The sequence below is a fragment of the Streptomyces sp. NPDC104096 genome, assembly GCF_055584385.1.
The window spans coordinates 1-19,695 of the sequence record NZ_JBVJMD010000012.1; the positions used below are offsets into that span (position 1 = coordinate 1).

Consider the following 19,695-nt stretch of genomic DNA (forward strand, 5'->3'; position numbering starts at 1 on the left):
GCTATCAGAGATCCCGTTGCGTCGTACGGTTCAACCACCAATACCCCCAACCCACTTGACGTGGGCAGGTTCCACTCTAACTCCGCGGCATTGGCTCCTGTGCCGATGGGTTGGGACTTCGAACACCTCCCTCAACGGCACGGGATCCCTGTCCGTTGCGGCACCCACCCCACACGCGTCACCCGATCGGTGGCCACCCTGAAAACGCTCGATGACGCGCTGGACATGGCCCGTGCTGCCCCGGGAGAACGCCTGGGAGGAGTTCACCCCCCTTCCTGCGGTTCGACACCGAGATCCGGCGCATCATCTGCACCACCAACACGATCGAGTTGGTCGACACCCGCATCCGGCGGGCGGTCAAGGCCTGCGGACACTTCCCCCACGAGCAGGCAGCGTTGAAGTGCGTCTACATGGCGATCATGTCCCTCGATCCCACCGGCAAGGGTCAGGCCCGCTGGACCATGCGCTGGAAGACCGCACTCAACGCCTTCGACATCACCTTCGCCGGCCGCCTCTCGGCGGCCCGCCAGTAACCTCAACTACCCCAGTTACACCACTCGTTTGAGAGTCCCGTCATCGGCAGGGACTACGTGGTCGACCACGAGGTATAAACGATGATCATGCGAGGGGCCGGGGCAGCCGGCCTCCCGTGTTTGTCACAACCGGAAATGGATACGCAGGTGGGCGATTTCGAAGTACACGTCGGCTTCAAGAAGGATTTCGAGCTCTACGTCGGACCGGCGCGGGAGATCGACGACTGGATGCGGTTCGCCGAGGAACTGTGGGAAAGCGTCGCCGGGATTCTGCGCGTACCCCTCGGTGTGTCCGCCGACGTATCACCCGACGGTGACGAGTTCAGGTACTGGTTCGAGAACAGCGAGATGAGCGTCTCCCTGTACGTGGGCCGTCCGGAGCCCGGTGCCGTCGACCGGGCGCCGGCGATCCTCACCGCCATCTCACGGTCCTACGACGTGGAGAGCTGGCGGCTCGCAGAGCAGCTCTACACCCAGCTCGTCTCCATGGGCGATTACCTCGTGGCGGCGTTCACGGACGACGGGACACCGATCGCCGCCAACTTCGACATCAACGACGACTGGTAAGCCTCCAGACTCCTTCAGGCCGCTCCCGATCTCTTCAAGTCGGCGGGAACGCCTGGAGGCGGTTGCCGCGCCCGTGTGGCGGTGTGTAGTGCCGCCTCGACCGGGTGGCGGCGCCCGGCGTTCAGGTCGCGCAGAGGCCAGCTGCCGACGCGCGAAGAAGAAGTGCCCACTCCGATCCCGCGAGACTGGCCGCCTACCCGCCCCTACCTCCTTCCTTTTCCTGGCTTGGGCTGGGTGTGGGGTGTGCAGAGGGGGATGTCTGGGTCCCGGCCACGCTCGAGCAGCATGGTGACCTGCGGAGACTCCGTCAGGGGTCGGGAGAGGGGCGACAGTTGTCGGTGGGGTTGTGGGCGTGGTCGGGGTTATCGGATCGTGCCCGTGGTCGGGTGGTCTTGGTCGGGACTGTGGTCAGGGCTGGCTGCTGTCGTGGCTGTACGGGGTGCCGGAGGGACCGGCGCCTGGTACGGGAGGTGGCGGGTGTGTCGTTGAATCTGGGGCTCTGGCTCAAGTTCTGTGGTCCGTGACTGTGGGTTACCTGTTAGATCTCGAAAAGAACTTCTTCTTGTGGCGGGGTCGGAGGATCGAGAACATCGCGGAGGCGCGTGATGTCCTGGCGCCATTTCGGCCCCTTCGTGGCCTCGCCCCACAGCTCGGCGAGTTCAGACAGCTCGGCAACCACTTGGTCCAGGGCGTCGATGGCGAGTGCTCGAAGGTCTTCGGACAACTGCGGCAGCGGCTCCGATGGGCCGTAGTTCGAGCACGCGGGCTCGCCGTCAGGGTGCTGGGCGACCACCAGGGCTGCTGCGGCAACCGCTCGCTTGGCATCGGAAGTGTTCAGGTAGTCGGCGGTGTCGGCGGCACGTTTGAGGACTCTCCGGATCATGGGTTCGCGGTCTTCCATGGTCGCGTCATCCAAGTCGCCGGCGAAGTCGGCGGCGGTGTCGTTGTCGAAGGGGCCGATGTCCCAGGTGCCCATATCTCTCCTCGCGCGGTCGTCTGGAGATCGTCGCACTGGCCACCGACAATGAGGTCAGGAGGCAAGCAGCACCCGCTTGCGCAGGAGCTGGAATCCCGCGCGGCCGAACATCTGGCGCTTCAGCATCGTGATCCGGTTGACATGGCCTTCGACCGCGCCTGAGCTCCAGGGCAGGGTGAGTCCGACGATGACGGCATCAAGATCGCGGTCGATGCCTGCGGCGAGGGTGTGGAGGCTCGGGAGGTCGTCCTGCCGGACGGCGTCGAGCCAGTCGGGGAGGCGCTGCCCCTGGCGTTCGGTGAGCATGGCCGCGAAGGACCGGACCTGGCGGGTGAGGGCGTTCAGTTCCGGACAGTTGCTCTGGACCGTCTTGAGCTGGAGCTGTTCGGATTCGGCGAGGGTATCGGGGTGCCGAAGGACCCATCCGGCAACAATGCGTGGTGAGGGCGGCCGGGCGGTCACCGGCCGTGGTGAGGTGCGCTTTTCTCTCAGATAGGCACGGACGCGCTGGTAGCTGCCCTTGTAGCCGAGCGGCACGATCTCCTCCCACAGCTTCCACGCGTTGGTGAAGCCTTCGTCCCAGCGGTCGTCCAGGTAAGGCTTGTAGTCGTCGAGGACCGAGGGCCGGTTCTGCCACTGGCCGGTGAACAGATCCTCCGGCTTCGCGGCATCGGAGAACCGTTTGACGGTGTGCCAGGCCATGCCGAGCTGACGCTGGACGGAGCGCAGGCTGTGTCCAGCCTCCAGGAGTGCGTGGACGGTGGCGTGCCGGGCCCGGGTGCGGTCGGCGAACCGGTGCCCGGTCGGCCAGGGCGAGGCGGACGTTACCTCTTCCGGGCCGGGTTCCGGGTCGGGTTCAGGGGTAGCTGGCACAAGGGCACGCAGGCAGCGACGGTGCTGGGCGACGGCCCGCTCGGCAGCCGCGCTCAGGTTGTGCCAGAGATGCCACCGGTCCGCGACCTGGACGGCCTGTGGGGCGCCAGCGGCGGCACCCTCGGCGAAGAAGGGCTCCCGGTCCCGGCACACGAATTCGACGCCAGGCCGGTCGGCGAGCCAGGCCGCAAGGTTGGACGCCTCCCGGTCCGGCAGTAGATCGACAGGGCGGCGGGTTTCGATATCGACGAGGACGGTGCCGTAGTGGCGGCCTTTGCGGGTGGCGTACTCGTCGACACCGACCACCCGCGGTGTGGTGGTCTCCGGTTCGGGCAGGCCGTCGATCAGGCGCAGGACGGTGCTCCGGCTGACCGGCATGCCGAGGACGGCGGCCAGCCGGGAGCCGGCCCGCCCCGCCAGGGCGAGACCGACCACGGCCAGATCCGAGCGCAATCTCTCGGTGCGCTGGCCGTGTCGACGTGTCAGTCCGGCTATCTGCTCGACAAAGGTCCGGCGCGTGCACACGGTGTTCCGGCAGACAAACCGGCGGACTCGTAACCGGAGTACGACTCTTCGTCCCGCACTCGGGGCATCGGCAGGAAACCGCAGGTAGGACCCGTGAACCCGGCTCGACCACACACCGCATCCCGGACATGCGGCGCCGTCCGCAGTACAGCGGGCGTCAACACGGACTATCGCGATGTTCACGTCCACCGACAGCACCTCTACGTCCGCGACCGACGGAAACAACAGCTCCTTGAGTCGGAGCACGGCCTCTTCCACGGCCCCGAACTCTCAGCCCAGCCGCCTTGTCCACAAACCATTTTCGGGCGACTTCATGCACCACACGAAGAGACCCAGCTATCACTCAGAGTAGCCACTCCACAGAAGTTGAGCCAGAGCCGAATCTGGAGGCGACGGTCGGGGACCGGCTAGCGTTGGCCGTCGTGGGGCAGTACCGGCTGGTGACTGCGGAGCAGCTGCATTTGTTGACTGCGGCGGGGGTGCGGATCGAGCAGACGCGGCGGCAGTTGATGAAGTTGCGGGGTAGGCCCTGGTGCAGCGGGTGACGTTGCCTCAGGCGGGGCGGCGGCGGGTCTGGTTCGCCACGGCGTACGGGGTACAGGTCGCTTGCGAGTGGCCGGAGCTCCGTGGCTTCGCTCCGCCGCGGCTGATCGCCGATACCACGGCAGCGCGGCTGCGGGTGGCCCACGCCCTGGCCGTGGGCGAGGTGGCCCTGTCGTTCGTGCAGGACGCCCGCGCCCGCGGCGACATCTGCCGGCCGCTGGACTGGATACCGGAGGTCCACCCCCTCGGGGGCGGAGAGGCAGCCATCCCCGACGCCTTGCTGTTCTACCGCACCGACAGCAGGTCGATGCTGCGGGCGTTCGTCGAGGTCGACCGGGCAACCATGGGCCCGGAACGGCTCGCAGCGAAACTCACTGCATACGCCCGCCTGCACGCTTACGTCCCCATAGCGCCGCCCGGCCGGCACCGGCAGGCCGGCGGGGTGCAGACGGAGCCCGGCTGACGGCACCGCTACCCGCTCTTCCCGCGGCTGCTGTTCGTCCTGGACGGCACCAAAGCAGCCGGCGTCGACAACCGGATCAGCGCCCTGCACGCCGCATCCCAAGAACTGCCTGTCGCGGCGTTCCTGCGGGACGTCCCGGCCATGGCAGCGCCGCTGGTCGACCTGCTGCGCGACGGACCCTCCGCACCCGTGTGGCGGCCCGTAAGCAACCCGGTCCGCAGGGTCGGCTGGATGCACTCACGCACGTCGTGAGCGCGGCCTCGCGCAGGCCTGCGCGGTGCGCCGTGCGCAACGCCGGTGTCTTCTCCGCTCTGCTGGAAGGTCTGATCGCTGCGGCAGCCCGCGTGGACCGGACGGATCTGTCGCTGGTCAGCGTGGATTCCACGACCGTGCGGGCCCACCACGACGCTGCGGGGACGCGGGTGAGCGATGACCTCATGAGGGTGCTGGAGGAGGCCGCGCGGGAACAGGAGCGGGCCCGGCAAAAGGGGGCGGTGCGCAGGAACAGAACGGACGGGCCGAACGGCGGCGCGTCCGGCGCCGGCTCCGCCTGAAGCAGGCTTTGCTCGGCAGGTCCCGGGGCGGCCTGACCGCGGGGCAGGCGGCCGACAGTCCACAGTTCATCCCCGTCCTGCAAAGGGTGCGGGTCCGGTTACCCGTCGGCCGTCTTTTCACCAGGCCCGGTGCGGTCGCTGGGGACAAGGCCTATTCATCCCGTGGAAACCGCGCCTACCTGCGCAGACGCAACATCGAAGCGGTCATTCCCGAGAAGAGGGACCAGGCCGCCAACCGGAAGAAGAAGGGCGCCGGAGGCGGCCGGCCCGCCAGCCACGACGTCGATCTCTACAGGGAACGCAACACCGTCGAACGCCTGATCAGCAAACTGAAGGCCTGGCGAGGCATCGCTACCCGATACGACAAGTCGCCCGAGAGCTACCTCGCCGGCCTCCACCTCCGCGCCGCAATGAGCTGGATCAGCGAACGATCGAGGACCGGTAGCTCGTCGTGGTCGTAGCTGTGTCTGCCCGGAGTGCGCCGTCAGATGTCCGTCACGCGCAGTCCGGCGTGCGCCTTGTACCGCCGGTTGATCGAGATCAGGTTGGCGACCAGGGCTTCGACCTGGTGGGCGTTGCGCAGTCGGCCACCGTAGATTCCGCGCATGCCGGGGATGCGCTCGGCGAGAGCCTGGATCGTGTCGGTGTCGGCCCGTCTGTCGCCAAGCACGAGAACGTCGGTGTCGAAGTCGCTGACGGTGGTGTCGGCCAGGAGGACGGCAGAGAGATGGTGGAAGGCTGCCGTGACGCGGGAGTCCGGGAGAAGAACGGCTGCCTGCTCAGCGGCGCTCCCTTCATCGGGGCGCAGTGCAAAGGCCCCCTGCTTGTCAAAACCCAGTGGGTTGACGGTGTCCACTACGAGCTTGCCGGCGAGTTCGCTGCGCAGGGACTCAAGAGTTCGTGCATGACCGTCCCAGGGGACCGCGATGATCACGATGTCGCTGTGTGCCGCGGTGTCCGCATTGTTCGCGCCGCTGATGCCCAGGCCGAGTTCTGCCGCGATGTCCGCCGCCCTCTCCTCGGACCGGGAGCCGATGATCACCTTCTGGCCTGACTTGGCGAACTGGTAGGCGAGCCCCTTCCCTTGTGGTCCGGTGCCGCCGAGGATTCCCACCGTCAGTTCGGAGATGTCCGGGAGATCGCGCGGAGTGGGGGCCGATACGGATTCTGAAGTCATGATGTTCTTGCTTTCTTCTCAGTGTTCGAAGGGCGCCGGTGCATGGGCGGAAGTCGGAGGGCGACGGTCTCGCCGGTCTGGTCTTGGGTGAGGCTGTCGTCGGCAGTAGCTGTCGCTCGCCCTGCCGCCTGGTTGGTTCTGAGGGGGCGAGTGGAGGATCGATCCGGTCAGTTCGCCCTCCTCTTTCGGGTGGCTATCCCACGTTTCCCAGAACGGGCAGGAGTTCGGGGAGGTGCCCGTCGGAGGCGAGGCCGGCGTCGATCCGCTCCTGCGGCACCGCGCCGTACAGCGTGGTGCGCTGGCGGGCGGGTCGGCCCGCGGCCTCCGCGATGGCGACAAGGTCCCGGATGGAACGGTGCGAGCCGTATTTGGAGCCCGCCATCCGGGAGATGGTCTCCTCCATGAGGGTGCCGCCCAGGTCGTTCGCGCCCGAACGCAGCATCTCTGCCGCGCCTTCGGTGCCGAGCTTGACCCAGCTGGTCTGGATGTTGGGAATGTGGGGGTGCAGCAGGAGGCGGGCCATGGCGATGACCGCGCGGTTGTCACGGGTGCTGGGTCCTGGCCGGGCGATGCCCGCCAGGTAGACCGGTGCGTTGGTGTGGATGAACGGCAGGGTGACGAACTCGGTGAATCCGCCGGTCTGCTGCTGGATCTCGGCGAGGAGGCGAAGGTGACCCAGCCAGTGGTGGGGCTGGTCGACGTGGCCGTACATCATCGTCGAAGAGGATCGAATGCCCAGTTCGTGGGCTGTGGTGACGACTTCCACCCAGGTCGCGGCGGGCAGTTTGCCCTTCGTCAGGACCCAGCGCACCTCATCGTCGAGGATTTCCGCGGCGGTCCCAGGGATGGAATCCAGGCCCGCTTCCTTGGCAGCGGTCAGCCACTCGCGGATCGACATGCCGGTCCGGGTGGCACCGTTGACGATCTCCATCGGGGAGAAGGCGTGCACGTGCATACCGGGGACGCGTTCCTTGACCGCGCGCACGATGTCGAAGTAGGCCGTGCCCGGCAGGTCCGGGTGAATGCCGCCCTGCATGCAGATCTCAGTGGCGCCGACCTGCCACGCCTGCTCGGCACGATCGGCGACCTGCTCGATCGACAGGGTGTAGGCGTCGGCATCGGTGCGGCGCTGCGCGAAGGCGCAGAACCGGCAGCCGGTGTAACAGACGTTGGTGAAGTTGATGTTGCGGGTGACGATGTAGGTGACGTCGTCGCCGACGGTGTCGCGGCGCAGGTCGTCGGCGATCCGGGTCAGTGCGTCCAGAGCCGGGCCGTCGGCGTGCAGCAGGGCCAGGGCCTGATCGTCGGTGAGCCGAGTGGGGTCGTCGGCGGCAGTGGAGAGGGCTTGTTTGATGTCGGCGTCGAAGCGATCGGGGACAAGGCCGGGTGCTGCCTGCTCCTTCAGTTCCTGCCAATCGCCGTAGACCTCGTCGAAGTCGTCGCGGCGGTCGCCGGTGCGGCCGTCCGTGTCGATCGTGCGGTGCAGGTCGGTACGGCCGAAGCCGGTGGCAGAAAAGGCCTCCTCCGGCTCCTGCCAGGGTCGGCCCGTGACGACCGCGTCCTCGCGGGCGAGGCCGGTGTCGCGATCTGCCAGTGCCTCGACGTGCGGCAGCAGCCGCGGGTCGAGCCAGGGTTCGCCTCGGCGGACGAACTCCGGGTAGATGGTGAGCCGTTCCTTGAGGGTGAAGCCTGCGGCGGCGGTGTGCTCGGTGAGCTGATCGATCTGGGGCCAGGGGCGTTCGGGGTTCACGTGGTCGGGTGTCAGCGGTGATACTCCGCCCCAGTCGTCGATGCCCGCGTCGATGAAGCGGGCGTATTCATCGTCCACCAGGTTCGGCGGCGCTTGGATCCGTGCGGCCGGGCCCAGCACGACCCGGGCGACGGCGATCGCGGCGGCGAGTTCCTCCAGCTCCGCGTCGGGCATACCGCGCATGGCGGTGTCCGGCTTGGCACGGAAGTTCTGGACGATGACCTCCTGGACACCGTGGTAACGGCGGGTGGTGCGGCGGATGGCGAACAGCGCATCCGCGCGCTCCTCGTAGGTCTCGCCGATGCCGATGAGGACGCCGGTGGTGAACGGCACGTTGGAGCGGCCTGCGTCCTCAAGGACGCGCAGCCGTAGGGCCGGTTCCTTGTCGGGCGAGCCGTAGTGCGGCTGGCCGGGTTCGGACCACAGTCGGGTGGCCGTCGTCTCGAGCATCATGCCCATAGAGGGGGCGACGGGCTTGAGCCGCTGCAGGTCCGTCCAGGACAGCACTCCCGGGTTGAGGTGCGGCAGCAGGCCGGTCTCCTCCAGGACACGGATCGACATTGCCCGTACGTAGGCGATGGTGTCGTCGTAGCCGTGCGCATCCAGCCACTCGCGTGCTTCGGGCCAGCGGTCCTCGGGCCGGTCGCCCAGGGTGAACAGGGCTTCCTTGCAGCCCATCTCGGCGCCTCGGCGCGCGATGTCGAGCACCTCGTCGGGCGAGAGGAACATGCCGTGGCCGGCTCTGCGCAGCTTGCCCGGGACTGTGGCGAAGGTGCAGTAGTGGCACTTGTCCCTGCACAGTCGGGTCAGCGGGATGAAGACCTTGCGGGAGTAGGTGATGATTCCCGGGCGGCCCGCCTCCTCGAGACCGGCGTCGCGTATCCGGGCTGCGGTCGCCGCGAGTTGGGTGAGATCCGCACCGCGGGCCTGCAGCAGCACTGCGGCCTCACCAGAGTCGAGTGCGACACCCGTCTCTGCGCGATGCAGGGCACGTCGCATTGCGTTGGCAGACGGTGCTGTCGTGTCTTTCATGAATACAACCATAGAGTGATGGAAAAAGTCCGCCGACTAGGGAATTCGACGACTTTCTCTGTGCGGCCCGGCATACCGATTTGCATGCTCAGGTGATTCTTTTTTCTGACCAGGAGCGGCCGGATTCTTCTTCGTGGAGGTGGCGGGTTCCGCAGCGACTCGAACGCGGCCGCACCTGGAGTGCTCAGGACTGCATCGACCGTTGGCGGCTTGGGGCGACGGCCGCGTGGGAGTGGTGGAGTAGCACGGACAGGATCAGTACAGCTGCGACAGCGAGTGCTCCGCCGAAGTACATGACGCTGCGGATTCCGGAGAAGTCGACGACGCGTCCTCCGATGAAGGATCCGAATGCGATGGAGAACTGATAGGCCGCGACAAACATTCCGGATCCGCTTTCGTTGGAAGCCGATTCGTCTGCCGTGAACAGCCAGGTCTGCATGGCGACGGGGACTGCTCCGTAGGAGATGCCCCACACCGCCTGCACGGCGAAGGCTCCGGCCGACCAATGACCGAGGAGCGGCATCGCCAGCGCGGACACTCCGAGCATGAACATCATCAGGAATACGGTGGCCATGAGCCGCCGAGCCAGCGCGTAGACGGCGACGAAGTTGCCGACGACTCCCGCGACGGCGAACACCAGCAGCAGGGTGCTGACACGGCCGGAACTGGCTCCGGTGTGCTGCTGCAGGAAAGGGGCGACGAAGGTGTAGGAGGCGAACTGGGCGGTCACGACCAGCAGGGTCGCCAGTAGCGCCAGGCGAGCCGGCTTGCTCTTCAACAGCGCGCCGAGGGAGCGGACATGGGGTGCTTGGCCGACGGGAAGACGCGGCAGCACCATGAATTGCAGGATGAGCGGCAGGATGCCGAGGGCGGCCACGAACAGGAAGGCCGATCGCCAGCCGAAGAGTTGATCGAGCAGGGGGCCGGCGGGAACGCCGACGACCGTGCCGATGGATATGCCACCGAAGATGACGGCTGTGGCACGCGGCACGGAGGGCTCGGGTACCAGACGAACGCCCAGCCCCATCGCCACCGACCAGAAGCCGCCGATGCCGACCCCGAGAAGAGCCCGGGCGAGGATCATGGTCGGAAAGTCGGGGGCGGCAGCGGCCAGGACGTCGGCCAGCACGAAGACGATACTGAGGGCCAGCAGAGCGTGGCGCCGATCGACTCTTCGCAGTACCACCGGCAGCAGGGGGGACGAGACGGCGGCGATGATGCCGGGCGCGGTGACCATGGCACCGGCCGTGCCTTCGGTGACGTGCAGGTCGCGATGGATGTCACCGAGCAGGCCAACCGGCAGAAACTCGTTGGTGACCAGGTTGAAGCTGCCGGCGGCTACCGCCATTACCGCCGACCAGGAGCGCAGGGGGCCTGCGGGGCGCGGCGTGAGGCGGGTGACGGGGGCGGGCACACCCGCCTGGGTGGTTGTGTGAGCCACAGTTGCTTTCGCTTTCCGGGTTGACGCTATGGCTGGAGGCGATCGGCCCCGCGCGGTCGTACGGATAAGACGTGCGGCCGGGGACGCGTCGCCCGGGCGCTCGACGACCCGCCCGGGCCGTCTCCGACAGCGCCGGTTGCCAGCTGACGACCATATGTCGCTAGAGCCATCTACAGTCGCCTACAATAATTGCATGTGCATTTAATTGCGCCCCGCGCGCACATGTGATTCACCGCACTCCCCCCATCAGGCCGGTCGCACGGCCTCGATCAGCGGCACACCCGGCATGGCGGCAGCCGCCCGGGCACGGCACAGAGAGACTGGACATATGCACCTAGTGGTACTGGCCGGTGGCATCGGAGGATCCCGATTCCTCCGGGGCCTGCAGAGAGCCACGGCATCCGATCCCGACACCACGATCACCGTGATCGGGAACACCGGGGACGACATCGACCTGTTCGGACTGCGGGTGTGTCCCGACCTGGACACGGTGATGTACACCCTCGGTGGTGGCATCGACGAGCAAAAAGGTTGGGGCCGACCGCAGGAGACGTTCCGCGTCAAGGAGGAGCTGGCCGCCTACGGCGCCGGGCCCGACTGGTTCGGCCTGGGAGACCAGGACCTCGCCACCCACCTCGTACGCACTCAGATGCTGGCGTCCGGCATGCCGCTGAGCCAGGTCACGGCCGTGCTCAGCGCGCGGTGGAAGCCCGGCGTCAGGCTCCTTCCGATGACGGACGACCGTGTCGAGACGCATGTGACGGTCAAGGCTCCCGATCCCGCGAGCGGGCTGCCGGCCGTCACGAGCATCCATTTCCAGGAGTACTGGGTCCGCCTGCGCGCCTCCTTGCCCGCCGAGGCGGTCACGTTCGTCGGTGCCGAGCAGGCCGCTCCGGCACCGGGGGTGTTGGAGGCCATCGCCGCCGCGGACGCCGTGATCCTCCCGCCGTCCAATCCCGTGGTGAGCGTCGGGGCGATCCTCTCGGTTCCCGGCATCCGACAGGCGATCGTGCAGGCTGCGGGCCCCGTGGTAGGGCTCTCCCCCATCGTCGGAGGCTCTCCCGTCCGCGGGATGGCCGACCGGATGCTCGAAGCGGTCGGCGTGGAGACCTCTTCCGCGGCCGTCGCCGAGCTCTACGGCCACGACCTCCTGGACGGCTGGCTCGTCGACACGGTGGACGCCGACGCGGCGCACCGTGTCGCGTCGGCGGGCATCCGCTGCCGCGTTGTTCCCCTGCTGATGACCGACCCTGACACCACCGCCGTCATGGCCCGCGAGGCACTGACCCTCGCCGAGGAGGTCCGAGGATGACCCTCACCGGATCCATCGCGTCTTCCGCCTTCCAGGTCCGGGCGGTTCCCGGCGTCCCTGAGGTCTCACCGGACGACGACCTGGTGAAGACGATCGTCGGCGCGATCACTGCCGAAGGGGTCGGGCTGGCCGACGGTGACATCGTGGTGGTGAGCTCGAAGATCGTCAGCAAGGCGGAGGGGAGGGTCCTGACCGCTGACGACCGTGAGGCCGCCATCGACGCCGAGTCCGTCCGCATCGTGGCCCGGCGTGGCGACCTGCGAATCGTCGAGAACCGTCTGGGCCTGGTGATGGCTGCGGCCGGAGTCGATGCGTCCAACACACCGTTCGGAACGGTCCTGCTGCTGCCCGAGGACCCTGACCGGTCCGCACGTCTGCTGCGCGAGGGGCTCAAGGAGGCGCTCGGTGTCGACGTCGCAGTCGTCGTCACCGACACCTCCGGGCGGCCGTGGCGCAACGGGCTCACCGACATCGCCATCGGCTCCGCCGGGCTGCGGGTCCTGGACGACCTGCGGGGAGGCACTGACGCCCATGGAAATCCCCTGTCGGCCACGGTCGTCGCGGTCGCCGACGAACTGGCCGCTGCCGCCGACCTGGTGAAGGGCAAGGCCGCCGGTCTGCCCCTGGCGGTGGTCAGAGGGCTCGGGCACACGCTGGACGCCTCCGCTCCGGGAGCCAGGGCCCTCGTGCGCCCCTCGGCCGAGGACCTCTTCCGACTGGGCACCTCCGAGGCGGTGCGGCAGGCGGTCACCCTGCGCCGAACCGTGCGGGAGTTCACCGACGCCCCGGTCGAGGGCACCGCGGTCCGGCGTGCCGTCGCCGCAGCGGTCACCGCTCCGGCGCCGCACCACACGACGCCCTGGCGGTTCGTGCTGCTGGAGTCCGCCGACAGCCGCACCCGACTGCTGGACGCCATGCGCGCCGCCTGGAAGCACGACCTGCAGAACGACGGCAAGTCCGCCGAGTCCATCACCAAGCGACTGCGCCGCGGTGACGTCCTGCGCAACGCCCCCTACCTGGTCGTTCCCTGCCTGGTGGCGGACGGCGCCCACGTCTACCCCGACGAGCGGCGCAACGCCGCCGAACGGGAGATGTTCGTCGTGGCGGCGGGCGCGGGCGTACAGAACCTGCTCGTCGCGCTCGCAGGCGAGGGACTCGGCTCCGCCTGGGTGTCCTCGACCATGTTCTGCCGGGACACCGTGCGCGAGGTCCTCGATCTGCCCTCCGGCTGGGACCCGATGGGGACGGTCGCAGTCGGCCATCCCGCGGCCGCGGCACGTCCGCGGCCCGAGCGCGCTGCCGACGACTTCCTCGTCGTGCGCTGAGAGGGCCGTGGCCCCGCACGCTCGGTCGGCGGAGCCACGAACGATCTGCGGGGCTGCCGAAGAACGGTGCAGCGGGTGGGCTGGTTCTCCAGTTGCAGTACCCTGCCGACGCAGCATGTCGGATTGATCCAAACGGTTCTCAACTGCACAGACAGCGCGCCTGCGGTGCCCCGGCCGAAGACCATTCCCTCGGCGCGCACCCGGCGCGGGAGACCTCGTCGAACGCGAACGCGTCGATCACCTGCCGGTGAGTCCGCCACCGCCCATCGTCGAGGCATCCGAGCCGACAGCAGCGTGCCCCTGAGCAGCGATCGACAGCACACCTGACCAGCGGCATGAGCCGGGACTCCTGCGCCGATGGCTCGAGAGCCTCGGTCAGTGCACCCTCACGGGCTGGCCGGGCCCTGACGGGCAACTCCAGAACGTCCCTCTCACGTCGGTGCAGTTGCCTCGTCGATCAGTGAGGCACCGGTGGCGCGCCGACAGTCGACTGTCACGATCTCCCCTTCCGTTTCCACACGTGGGTACAGAACACAACCGGTATACGCTGTGCGCTGAATGCAGGCGCTTGCACATTGCGCGCGTGTGCAATTAACTGGAGTTCCTGGCCCCCGCTCATACCTCCCGAGCGACCGAGGCCGGTACTTCTGCGGAGCCCCCGCCCGGCGACTCGTCGAGCGCCGTGAGCCCATGGCCCCTCCGCACCCCGGCCGGACCACACCGGTCCGACCAGACCACACATGCACTGCACTACAGGAGCAACACATGCCTCTGCACGGCGAATACCAGCCCAGCTCGGTGGAGTGGGTCCGCGACCAGGTCGCGGCCTACGAGGCCACCAACGGTGCCGAGGGTGGCACCTTCCTCGACCTCCCCGTCATCATCCTCACCACCAAGGGCGCCACCTCGGGCAAGATCCGCAAGTCCCCGCTGATGCGCATCGAACACGACGGCGCGTACGGTGTGGTCGCCTCCAACGGCGGCGGCCCCGAGCCCTCCTGGTACCGCAACGTCAAGAACCACCCGCTGGTGGAACTGCAGGACGGCGCGGTCAAGCAGGACATGACCGCCCGAGAGGTCACCGGGGCCGAGAAGGACGAGTGGTGGAAGCGGGCGGATGCCGCCTACCCGCACTTCCCGGAGTACCGCGAGACCGCAGGCCGCGAGATCCCCGTGTTCGTCCTCGAGCCCGTCAAGGACTGAATCTGACCGGCGGCACCGAGCGCAGCCCGGTGCCGCCGGCCAGCGAGCAGACCTCTTCCCGCCCCACGGGCTTTCCCGCCCGCAGGAAGAGGTCCTCGCTGCTCCCCCGACCCAGAGAGACCGCCATGACCTTCAAGAACGCCGTCGGAAACATCGGTATCTTCACCCATGAGCTCCGCGCGGAGGATCCTGCCCTGAGGCCGCGACTGCAGGAGGCCGCGGCAGAACTCGAAGAACTCGGTTTCGGCGCCATCTGGCTGGGCGGCAACACCGACACCGAGCACGCCGAGCGTCTCGTGACCGCGACGTCCCGCATCGTCGTCGCCACAGGCATCACCAACATCTGGCACCGGCCGCCCACCGCTGTCGCCGACGACCGAAGCCGCCTCGACAGTCGGCATCCCGGTCGCTTCCTCCTCGGACTGGGCGCCAGCCACGCACAGCTCGCGGCCGCCTATCACCGCCCGTATTCGGCCATGCAGACCTACCTCGACGAACTCGATGCCGCCGAGCGACCCGTCCCGGCCGGCGCGCGGGTCCTGGCCGCACTCGGTCCGAAGATGCTCGAGCTGGCCCGTGAACGAGCTGCGGGTGCCCATCCCTACCTCGTGACGGCCGAGCACACCGCGGGCGCACGCAAGATTCTCGGGCCTGAGCCCCTGCTGGCCCCCGAGGTAGGCGTCGTCCTGGAGAGCCGACCCAGCGCCGCTCGCGCGGTGGCCCGCGGTTTCCTGAGGTACTACCTGCAACTCCCGAACTACATCGTCAACCTCAAGCGCCTGGGCTTCGAGGACGCGGACTTCCTCGGCTCCGGCAGCGACCGGCTCGTCGACTCCCTGGTCGTCTGGGGAACCGACGAGCAGGTCCGCCGCCGTATCCACGACTACCTGGCCGCAGGCGCCGACCACGTCGCCGTGCAGGTGCTGACGCCGGACGACACCACCGACACGCTGCCCCTCGACCAGTGGCGCCGCCTGGCGCACATCGCATTGTGAGCCTGCCTCGTCCGCGGCGCCAGGCCGCGGACGAGGCTCCTCAACCTCCCATGGCGCAGCGAGCCGCTCTCACATCGCCGCGATGCACGACACGGCCGCCAGAGCGCTCAGAACTTCTGGTCGGCGATCTCCACGGGCTCCAGCACGTAAACCGGGATCTCCCGTCCTGCCACCTCCCGATAGTCCGCGAACTCGGGGTAGGCCGCGTCCGCCCGCCTCCACCACTCGGCCTTCTCCGCATCGAAGACCTCGCGGGCACGCATGTCATGCTTGATCGGGCCGTCCTGCAGTTCCACCAGCGGGTTGGCCATGACGTTGCGGTGCCAGGCGGGATCCTTGGCCCCGCCCCCGTTGGAGGCGACGATCGCGTAGTTGCCGTTGTGCTCCACACGCATGAGTGGGTTCTTGCGCAGCTTCCCGGACTTGGCCGCCTTCGTCGTCAGGATGATGACCGGACGGTTCTTGAACGTGTTCCCGATGGCGCCATCGGTCAGTTCGAACAGCTCCACCTGAAGTCGCACGTAATCGGTCGGGCTGGGCTCGTACTCGCCTTCAAGGGGCATGATCTCTCCCACCATCGGGGTGCGTCGGCGCAATGAAGCGGCGCGAAATTCCGGCAGTGCCTGGCAGCGCAAGGACCTGGGAACAGGCTTTGGCCCCAAACCGCTCACCGTTCCGAAAGGGCCTTGCCTGGCGAGGTACCGTGCGGTGGTCTCGTGGGCGGTCCGTCATGGCGCCCGAAAGTGTTTCCGCGATACTCGGATCACCGAAAGGACGCACGCGCGGGCCTACGCCGCCCTTCGGAACGCGCCGGGCTCTACGCCCGGCTGCACACAGTGCCCACTGTAAGCGCGGGCAAGGGACAGCGCATGCCAAGCCCCCGGAGAGGGTTCGGCCCACGGTCATCTCGATGTCACAACGATGGCCGCCAAACATTCCTCGGTTCCTTCCGCAAACTCGCGGCAGGCCGTGGAAGCTTCCTCGTAAACCGGTGAAGGCGTCACACCTCCGGCGATGTCGAGCAGGCTCGCCGGTGTCCGCCGCTCTTCACGCATCGAGGCAGGAGACCATGGACGAGTACGGGCGCCGGTAGTTGCGGCCCACGGTGACTCACTCCCAGTCAGTCCAGCGGAACCGGTCGGCTGCGGCTTCCTTTGGGCGCCGTGTTCAGCGCACACGGACCGAGCGGGTCAGCTGACCGCCGCGACGGCTTCGAGGATGACCTCGACGACCCGGTCGGGCTGCGAGAGGGCGACCGCGTGCGAGCCGCCCTCGATGACGTGCACGGTGCGTTCATGCGCTCGCGGTCGCTCGTTCGGAATCGGGGTTGATCGTCCGATCGGAGCTGGCTACGGCGAACCAGGCCGGCGCCTTCCTCCAGCCGGGCTCGATGGGGAGGGTCTCACCCAGCGTCGCTTCGGCGGTGGGACGCTGACTGAGGGCCAGGACGCGGGACTCGTCCTCGGGCAGATCCGCAGCGAAGATCTCATGAAACCTGTCCGGCCGGATGACGAATTCCGTCCCCGTGCCGTCACCCTCGGGGTAGGGCCTGGGCACAGGGACTCGCCCAGTGCCGTGGGCGGGAAGTCGGCGACCGAGCCGAGGATGCTGTCTCCGTTGTCGATACCGAAGGAGGCGACGTAGACCAGCGCCTTGACGTTGTCTGCCTTCAAGGAGGCATAGGTGATGACGGCGCCGCCGTAGGAGTGACCGACCAGCACCACGTGGCCCTGAACCTGGTTCAGCAGACTCGCGACGTATTCGCCGTCGCTGGACAGCCCTCGCAGGGGATTGGGCGGCACGAGGGTGTCGATGCCCCGGCTCAGGAGGCGGGATGCGACGCGCGACCAAGTCCCCCCGTCGGCGAATGAGCCGTGCACAAGGACGACTGCTGGCGTGTCGCCCATGATGAACCTGCCTCGGAGACTCGCACACCCTGATTCCTCTCCGCACCAGATTGGGTTGCCGAGGCATCGGGGGCAAGGAGCCTGTCCGTTCAGCCGTCCGCGAGGTGCTACGGGCACCCTGTCCACGCAGGCGGTGCACCACTGGACAGCGACAGCAAGAGGTCGACCACTGTCGTCTCCCACCCTGGTTCCATCGCCCGGCCGGTGAAGACCGCCCTGTAATAGATCGGTCCGAGCAGAATGTCCGCGGCCTGGTCCGGGTCGGGGACCTCCCCTCCTCTGGACTGCTCGCGCTGGAGCATCGCCGCGAGCTGGGCCCGCCGGTCTGCGATGCATGCGCTGCCTCCCTCGAGGCCGAAGCCCACCGCCGCCCGGATCAACGCCTGCACTTCGGGGTCCTGCACGTCGACGGCGACGTCTGCGGCCCAACGCTCGAGGTCGCCGCGCAAACTGCCCGTGTCAGGGACGACGATGTCGCCGCTGAAGCGGCTGGTCGCGACATCCGCGAGCAGTTCGGGGATCGCCCTCCACCGGCGGTACACGGTGGTCGGATGCACGTCCGCGCGGGCGGCGATGTTGGGGACCGTGAGTAGCTCGGGGGCGTCGCCGCCTTCCGCGAGCAACTCCTTCACCGCGCGGTGTACTGCGGCACGCACGCGCGCCGACCTGCCGCCGGGACGGGACTGGGGCTGAGGCTGTTGGCCTGGTGCGCTCGACACTCCCCCACTATCGCATCAATCCATGCGTTAAGTTAGTTCCACTAACGCACTGATCTTTGCTTCAAGGACTTCCTCATGCCTGACACCCCCGCTGTGTCGCCTCTGACGGCACCCCCGGTCACCGCCGCCGTACCACTGCGGCGGCGCATGTCCTCCAGAGCCGCGTTCACCACCGTGGCCGCGGTTCTGGTGCTGTTCACCACCGCCTCCAGCGCCCCGTCCCCTCTGTATGTCGTGTACCAGCACGAGTGGGGATTCACCGCGACCACTCTCACCGTCGTCTTCGCCGTCTACGTCTTCGGCCTGCTCGCCTCTCTGCTGACGCTCGGCGGCCTCTCGGACCACATCGGTCGGCGCGCCGTGCTGCTGGCGTCGATCGCCCTGGAGGCTCTGTCCCTGCTGTTCTTCCTCGCCGCAGGAGATGTCGCGGTCCTCATGCTCGCCCGGACGGTGCAGGGTGTGGCGACGGGCGCCGCCATGGCCACCGCGGGCGCCACTCTGGTCGACCTCGATCCGCCGCACGCCCCCGGTCGCGCCGGGGTCGTCAACGGCGTGGCCCCTGTCAGTGGCCTGGCACTCGGCGCACTGGGAGCCGGATTCCTGGTGCAGTGCGCGCCGGCTCCGACACACCTGGTGTACGCCCTGCTCCTCATCGGCATGGCCGCTGCCGCCGTCGCCGTGGCCTGGATTCCCGAGACCTCCTCCCGCCGGAACGGAGCGCTGGCCTCTCTCGCACCCCGCCTCGGCGTGCCGCACCGCCTGCGCCGTGACCTGCTGGCCCTGCTCCCGATCCTCGCCGCCAGCTGGGCTCTGGGAGGCCTGTATCTCTCCCTGGGCCCTTCGGTCGCGGTCTACATCTTCGGGTTGACCAACCATCTGGTCGGCGGACTGGTGGTCACCCTGCTGTGCGGAACAGGTGCGGTGACGGCCTTCCTCCTGCGGACGGCGCCCGGCCCCAGGGTTCTCGCCATGGGCTCCGGCCTGCTGTTCGCGGGCACAGCCGTGTCGTTCGCCGGCGTCGAATCCAGCCAGGTGACGCTGGCTGCCGTCGGCACGGTCATAGCGGGTGTCGGGTTCGGTGCGGCAGCGCTGGCCTGCTTCGGTACCCTGGCCCGGTTGGCCACTGCGGCCGAGCGCAGCGAGTTGTTCGCCGTCGTCTATGTGCTCGCCTACCTTGCGTTCAGCATCCCTGCGGTCATCGCCGGGTTCGCCGCGACCTCCATCGGCCTCCGCCCCACCACCAACGTCTACTGCCTGGTGGTCCTTTCCCTCGCGCTCGCCGCCGTGTTCACACAGCGACTGCTGCACAAGCCGGTCTCCCGGGAGGAGCGCGCGAAGCAACCGGCCGCCTGAGAACACCGCCCGGGCACGGGCCGAAGACGGTGCGCGGACCCAGGTCCAATCTCGCTCCGGGCGCCGGGGGCCCAGCCGACCGGACGACGGTGACGGGCCTTGGTCCCAGCCCCGTCGGGTTCGTGCCACCTGCCGCCGGGCGGCATCTCGACAGCGGGGAACACCCGGAGCGAAAGAGTCCCTTTCCTTGCGGGCGCCCCGCCCGGGCGGGGCACGACGCAGCCCGGCACATGTCCGCCCTGCCGTGCCACGCCCGCGAGGCGACTTCCTCAATCGGGCCCGTTCCGACCGAAAGGACGGCAGCAGGCAAGGTCTGGCCACTCGTGGCGCCGTGGAAACAACTGCCCCTGACAAAGAGCGGACTCTCGGGATCGTTCCACGACGACCCTTCCCATGGCGTGGGCAATCGCCGTGGAAACCGCCACCTCCGCGCTCATACGCACGGAG

Annotated in this window: 15 protein-coding genes and 2 pseudogenes; 9 read left to right on the forward strand and 8 right to left on the reverse strand. The window is 68.2% G+C overall.

From position 1 onward, the window contains the following. Positions 1-244: 244 nt before the first annotated feature. Positions 245-533, forward strand: a pseudogene (locus ACZ60B_RS15295) (transposase); the annotation flags it as partial. Between the two features lie 147 nt (positions 534-680). Then, the gene (locus ACZ60B_RS15300) at positions 681-1,100 is read left to right on the forward strand and encodes a hypothetical protein (protein ID WP_469387044.1); all 420 of its coding nucleotides are present in this window, start codon (positions 681-683) and stop codon (positions 1,098-1,100) included. A 538-nt stretch (positions 1,101-1,638) separates the two neighbouring features. On the opposite strand, the gene ACZ60B_RS15305 is transcribed toward ACZ60B_RS15300, so the two are convergent. Further along, entirely contained in the window at positions 1,639-2,076 is a 438-nt protein-coding gene (locus tag ACZ60B_RS15305; protein ID WP_469387046.1) for a DUF4259 domain-containing protein, read from the reverse strand. A gap of 54 nt (positions 2,077-2,130) precedes the next feature. Beyond that, positions 2,131-3,732, reverse strand: coding sequence for an ISL3 family transposase (locus ACZ60B_RS15310; protein WP_469387048.1), 1,602 nt, complete (start codon positions 3,730-3,732; stop codon positions 2,131-2,133). A 283-nt stretch (positions 3,733-4,015) separates the two neighbouring features. Here ACZ60B_RS15310 and ACZ60B_RS15315 point away from each other — a divergent pair, with 283 nt between their 5' ends. Then, the gene (locus tag ACZ60B_RS15315) at positions 4,016-4,480 is read left to right on the forward strand and encodes a replication-relaxation family protein (RefSeq protein ID WP_469387050.1); all 465 of its coding nucleotides are present in this window, start codon (positions 4,016-4,018) and stop codon (positions 4,478-4,480) included. Positions 4,481-4,767: 287 nt separating this feature from the next. Further along, positions 4,768-5,495, forward strand: a pseudogene (locus ACZ60B_RS15320) (transposase); the annotation flags it as partial. A gap of 23 nt (positions 5,496-5,518) precedes the next feature. Here the strand turns inward: ACZ60B_RS15320 and npdG are convergent. The 3 genes from npdG to ACZ60B_RS15335 form a co-directional block, all read right to left on the reverse strand. After that, positions 5,519-6,211, reverse strand: coding sequence for an NADPH-dependent F420 reductase (gene npdG / locus ACZ60B_RS15325; RefSeq protein ID WP_469387052.1), 693 nt, complete (start codon positions 6,209-6,211; stop codon positions 5,519-5,521). Positions 6,212-6,404: 193 nt separating this feature from the next. Beyond that, the gene (locus tag ACZ60B_RS15330; RefSeq protein WP_469387054.1) at positions 6,405-9,005 is read right to left on the reverse strand and encodes a bifunctional FO biosynthesis protein CofGH; all 2,601 of its coding nucleotides are present in this window, start codon (positions 9,003-9,005) and stop codon (positions 6,405-6,407) included. A gap of 172 nt (positions 9,006-9,177) precedes the next feature. Continuing rightward, positions 9,178-10,341, reverse strand: coding sequence for an MFS transporter (locus ACZ60B_RS15335; RefSeq protein WP_469387056.1), 1,164 nt, complete (start codon positions 10,339-10,341; stop codon positions 9,178-9,180). 421 nt (positions 10,342-10,762) lie between these two features. Here ACZ60B_RS15335 and cofD point away from each other — a divergent pair, with 421 nt between their 5' ends. The 4 genes from cofD to ACZ60B_RS15355 all read left to right on the forward strand — a co-directional run bounded on the left by cofD (position 10,763) and on the right by ACZ60B_RS15355 (position 15,269). Next, on the forward strand, positions 10,763-11,746 hold the full coding sequence (cofD, locus tag ACZ60B_RS15340; RefSeq protein ID WP_469387058.1) for a 2-phospho-L-lactate transferase: 984 nt from the start codon (positions 10,763-10,765) through the stop codon (positions 11,744-11,746). Then, complete coding sequence (locus tag ACZ60B_RS15345; protein WP_469387060.1) at positions 11,743-13,071, forward strand: coenzyme F420-0:L-glutamate ligase; 1,329 nt, start codon at positions 11,743-11,745, stop codon at positions 13,069-13,071. The genes cofD and ACZ60B_RS15345 overlap by 4 nt, the downstream gene beginning before the upstream one ends. Before the next feature lie 765 nt (positions 13,072-13,836). Then, the gene (locus ACZ60B_RS15350) at positions 13,837-14,274 is read left to right on the forward strand and encodes a nitroreductase family deazaflavin-dependent oxidoreductase (protein WP_469387062.1); all 438 of its coding nucleotides are present in this window, start codon (positions 13,837-13,839) and stop codon (positions 14,272-14,274) included. A gap of 125 nt (positions 14,275-14,399) precedes the next feature. Next, on the forward strand, positions 14,400-15,269 hold the full coding sequence (locus ACZ60B_RS15355) for an LLM class F420-dependent oxidoreductase (RefSeq protein WP_469387064.1): 870 nt from the start codon (positions 14,400-14,402) through the stop codon (positions 15,267-15,269). Positions 15,270-15,376: 107 nt separating this feature from the next. Here ACZ60B_RS15355 and ACZ60B_RS15360 read toward each other — a convergent pair whose 3' ends face one another. The 3 genes from ACZ60B_RS15360 to ACZ60B_RS15370 form a co-directional block, all read right to left on the reverse strand. Further along, on the reverse strand, positions 15,377-15,832 hold the full coding sequence (locus ACZ60B_RS15360) for a nitroreductase family deazaflavin-dependent oxidoreductase (protein WP_469387066.1): 456 nt from the start codon (positions 15,830-15,832) through the stop codon (positions 15,377-15,379). A 786-nt stretch (positions 15,833-16,618) separates the two neighbouring features. Further along, the gene (locus ACZ60B_RS15365) at positions 16,619-17,176 is read right to left on the reverse strand and encodes an alpha/beta fold hydrolase (protein WP_469387068.1); all 558 of its coding nucleotides are present in this window, start codon (positions 17,174-17,176) and stop codon (positions 16,619-16,621) included. Positions 17,177-17,283: 107 nt separating this feature from the next. Next, positions 17,284-17,832: a TetR-like C-terminal domain-containing protein gene (locus ACZ60B_RS15370; RefSeq protein ID WP_469387070.1), complete on the reverse strand. Its 549-nt coding sequence runs from the start codon at positions 17,830-17,832 to the stop codon at positions 17,284-17,286. A 138-nt stretch (positions 17,833-17,970) separates the two neighbouring features. Between ACZ60B_RS15370 and ACZ60B_RS15375 the strand changes: the two genes are divergently transcribed. After that, positions 17,971-19,248: an MFS transporter gene (locus ACZ60B_RS15375; RefSeq protein WP_469387072.1), complete on the forward strand. Its 1,278-nt coding sequence runs from the start codon at positions 17,971-17,973 to the stop codon at positions 19,246-19,248. The last annotated feature ends 447 nt before the right edge of the window (positions 19,249-19,695 follow it).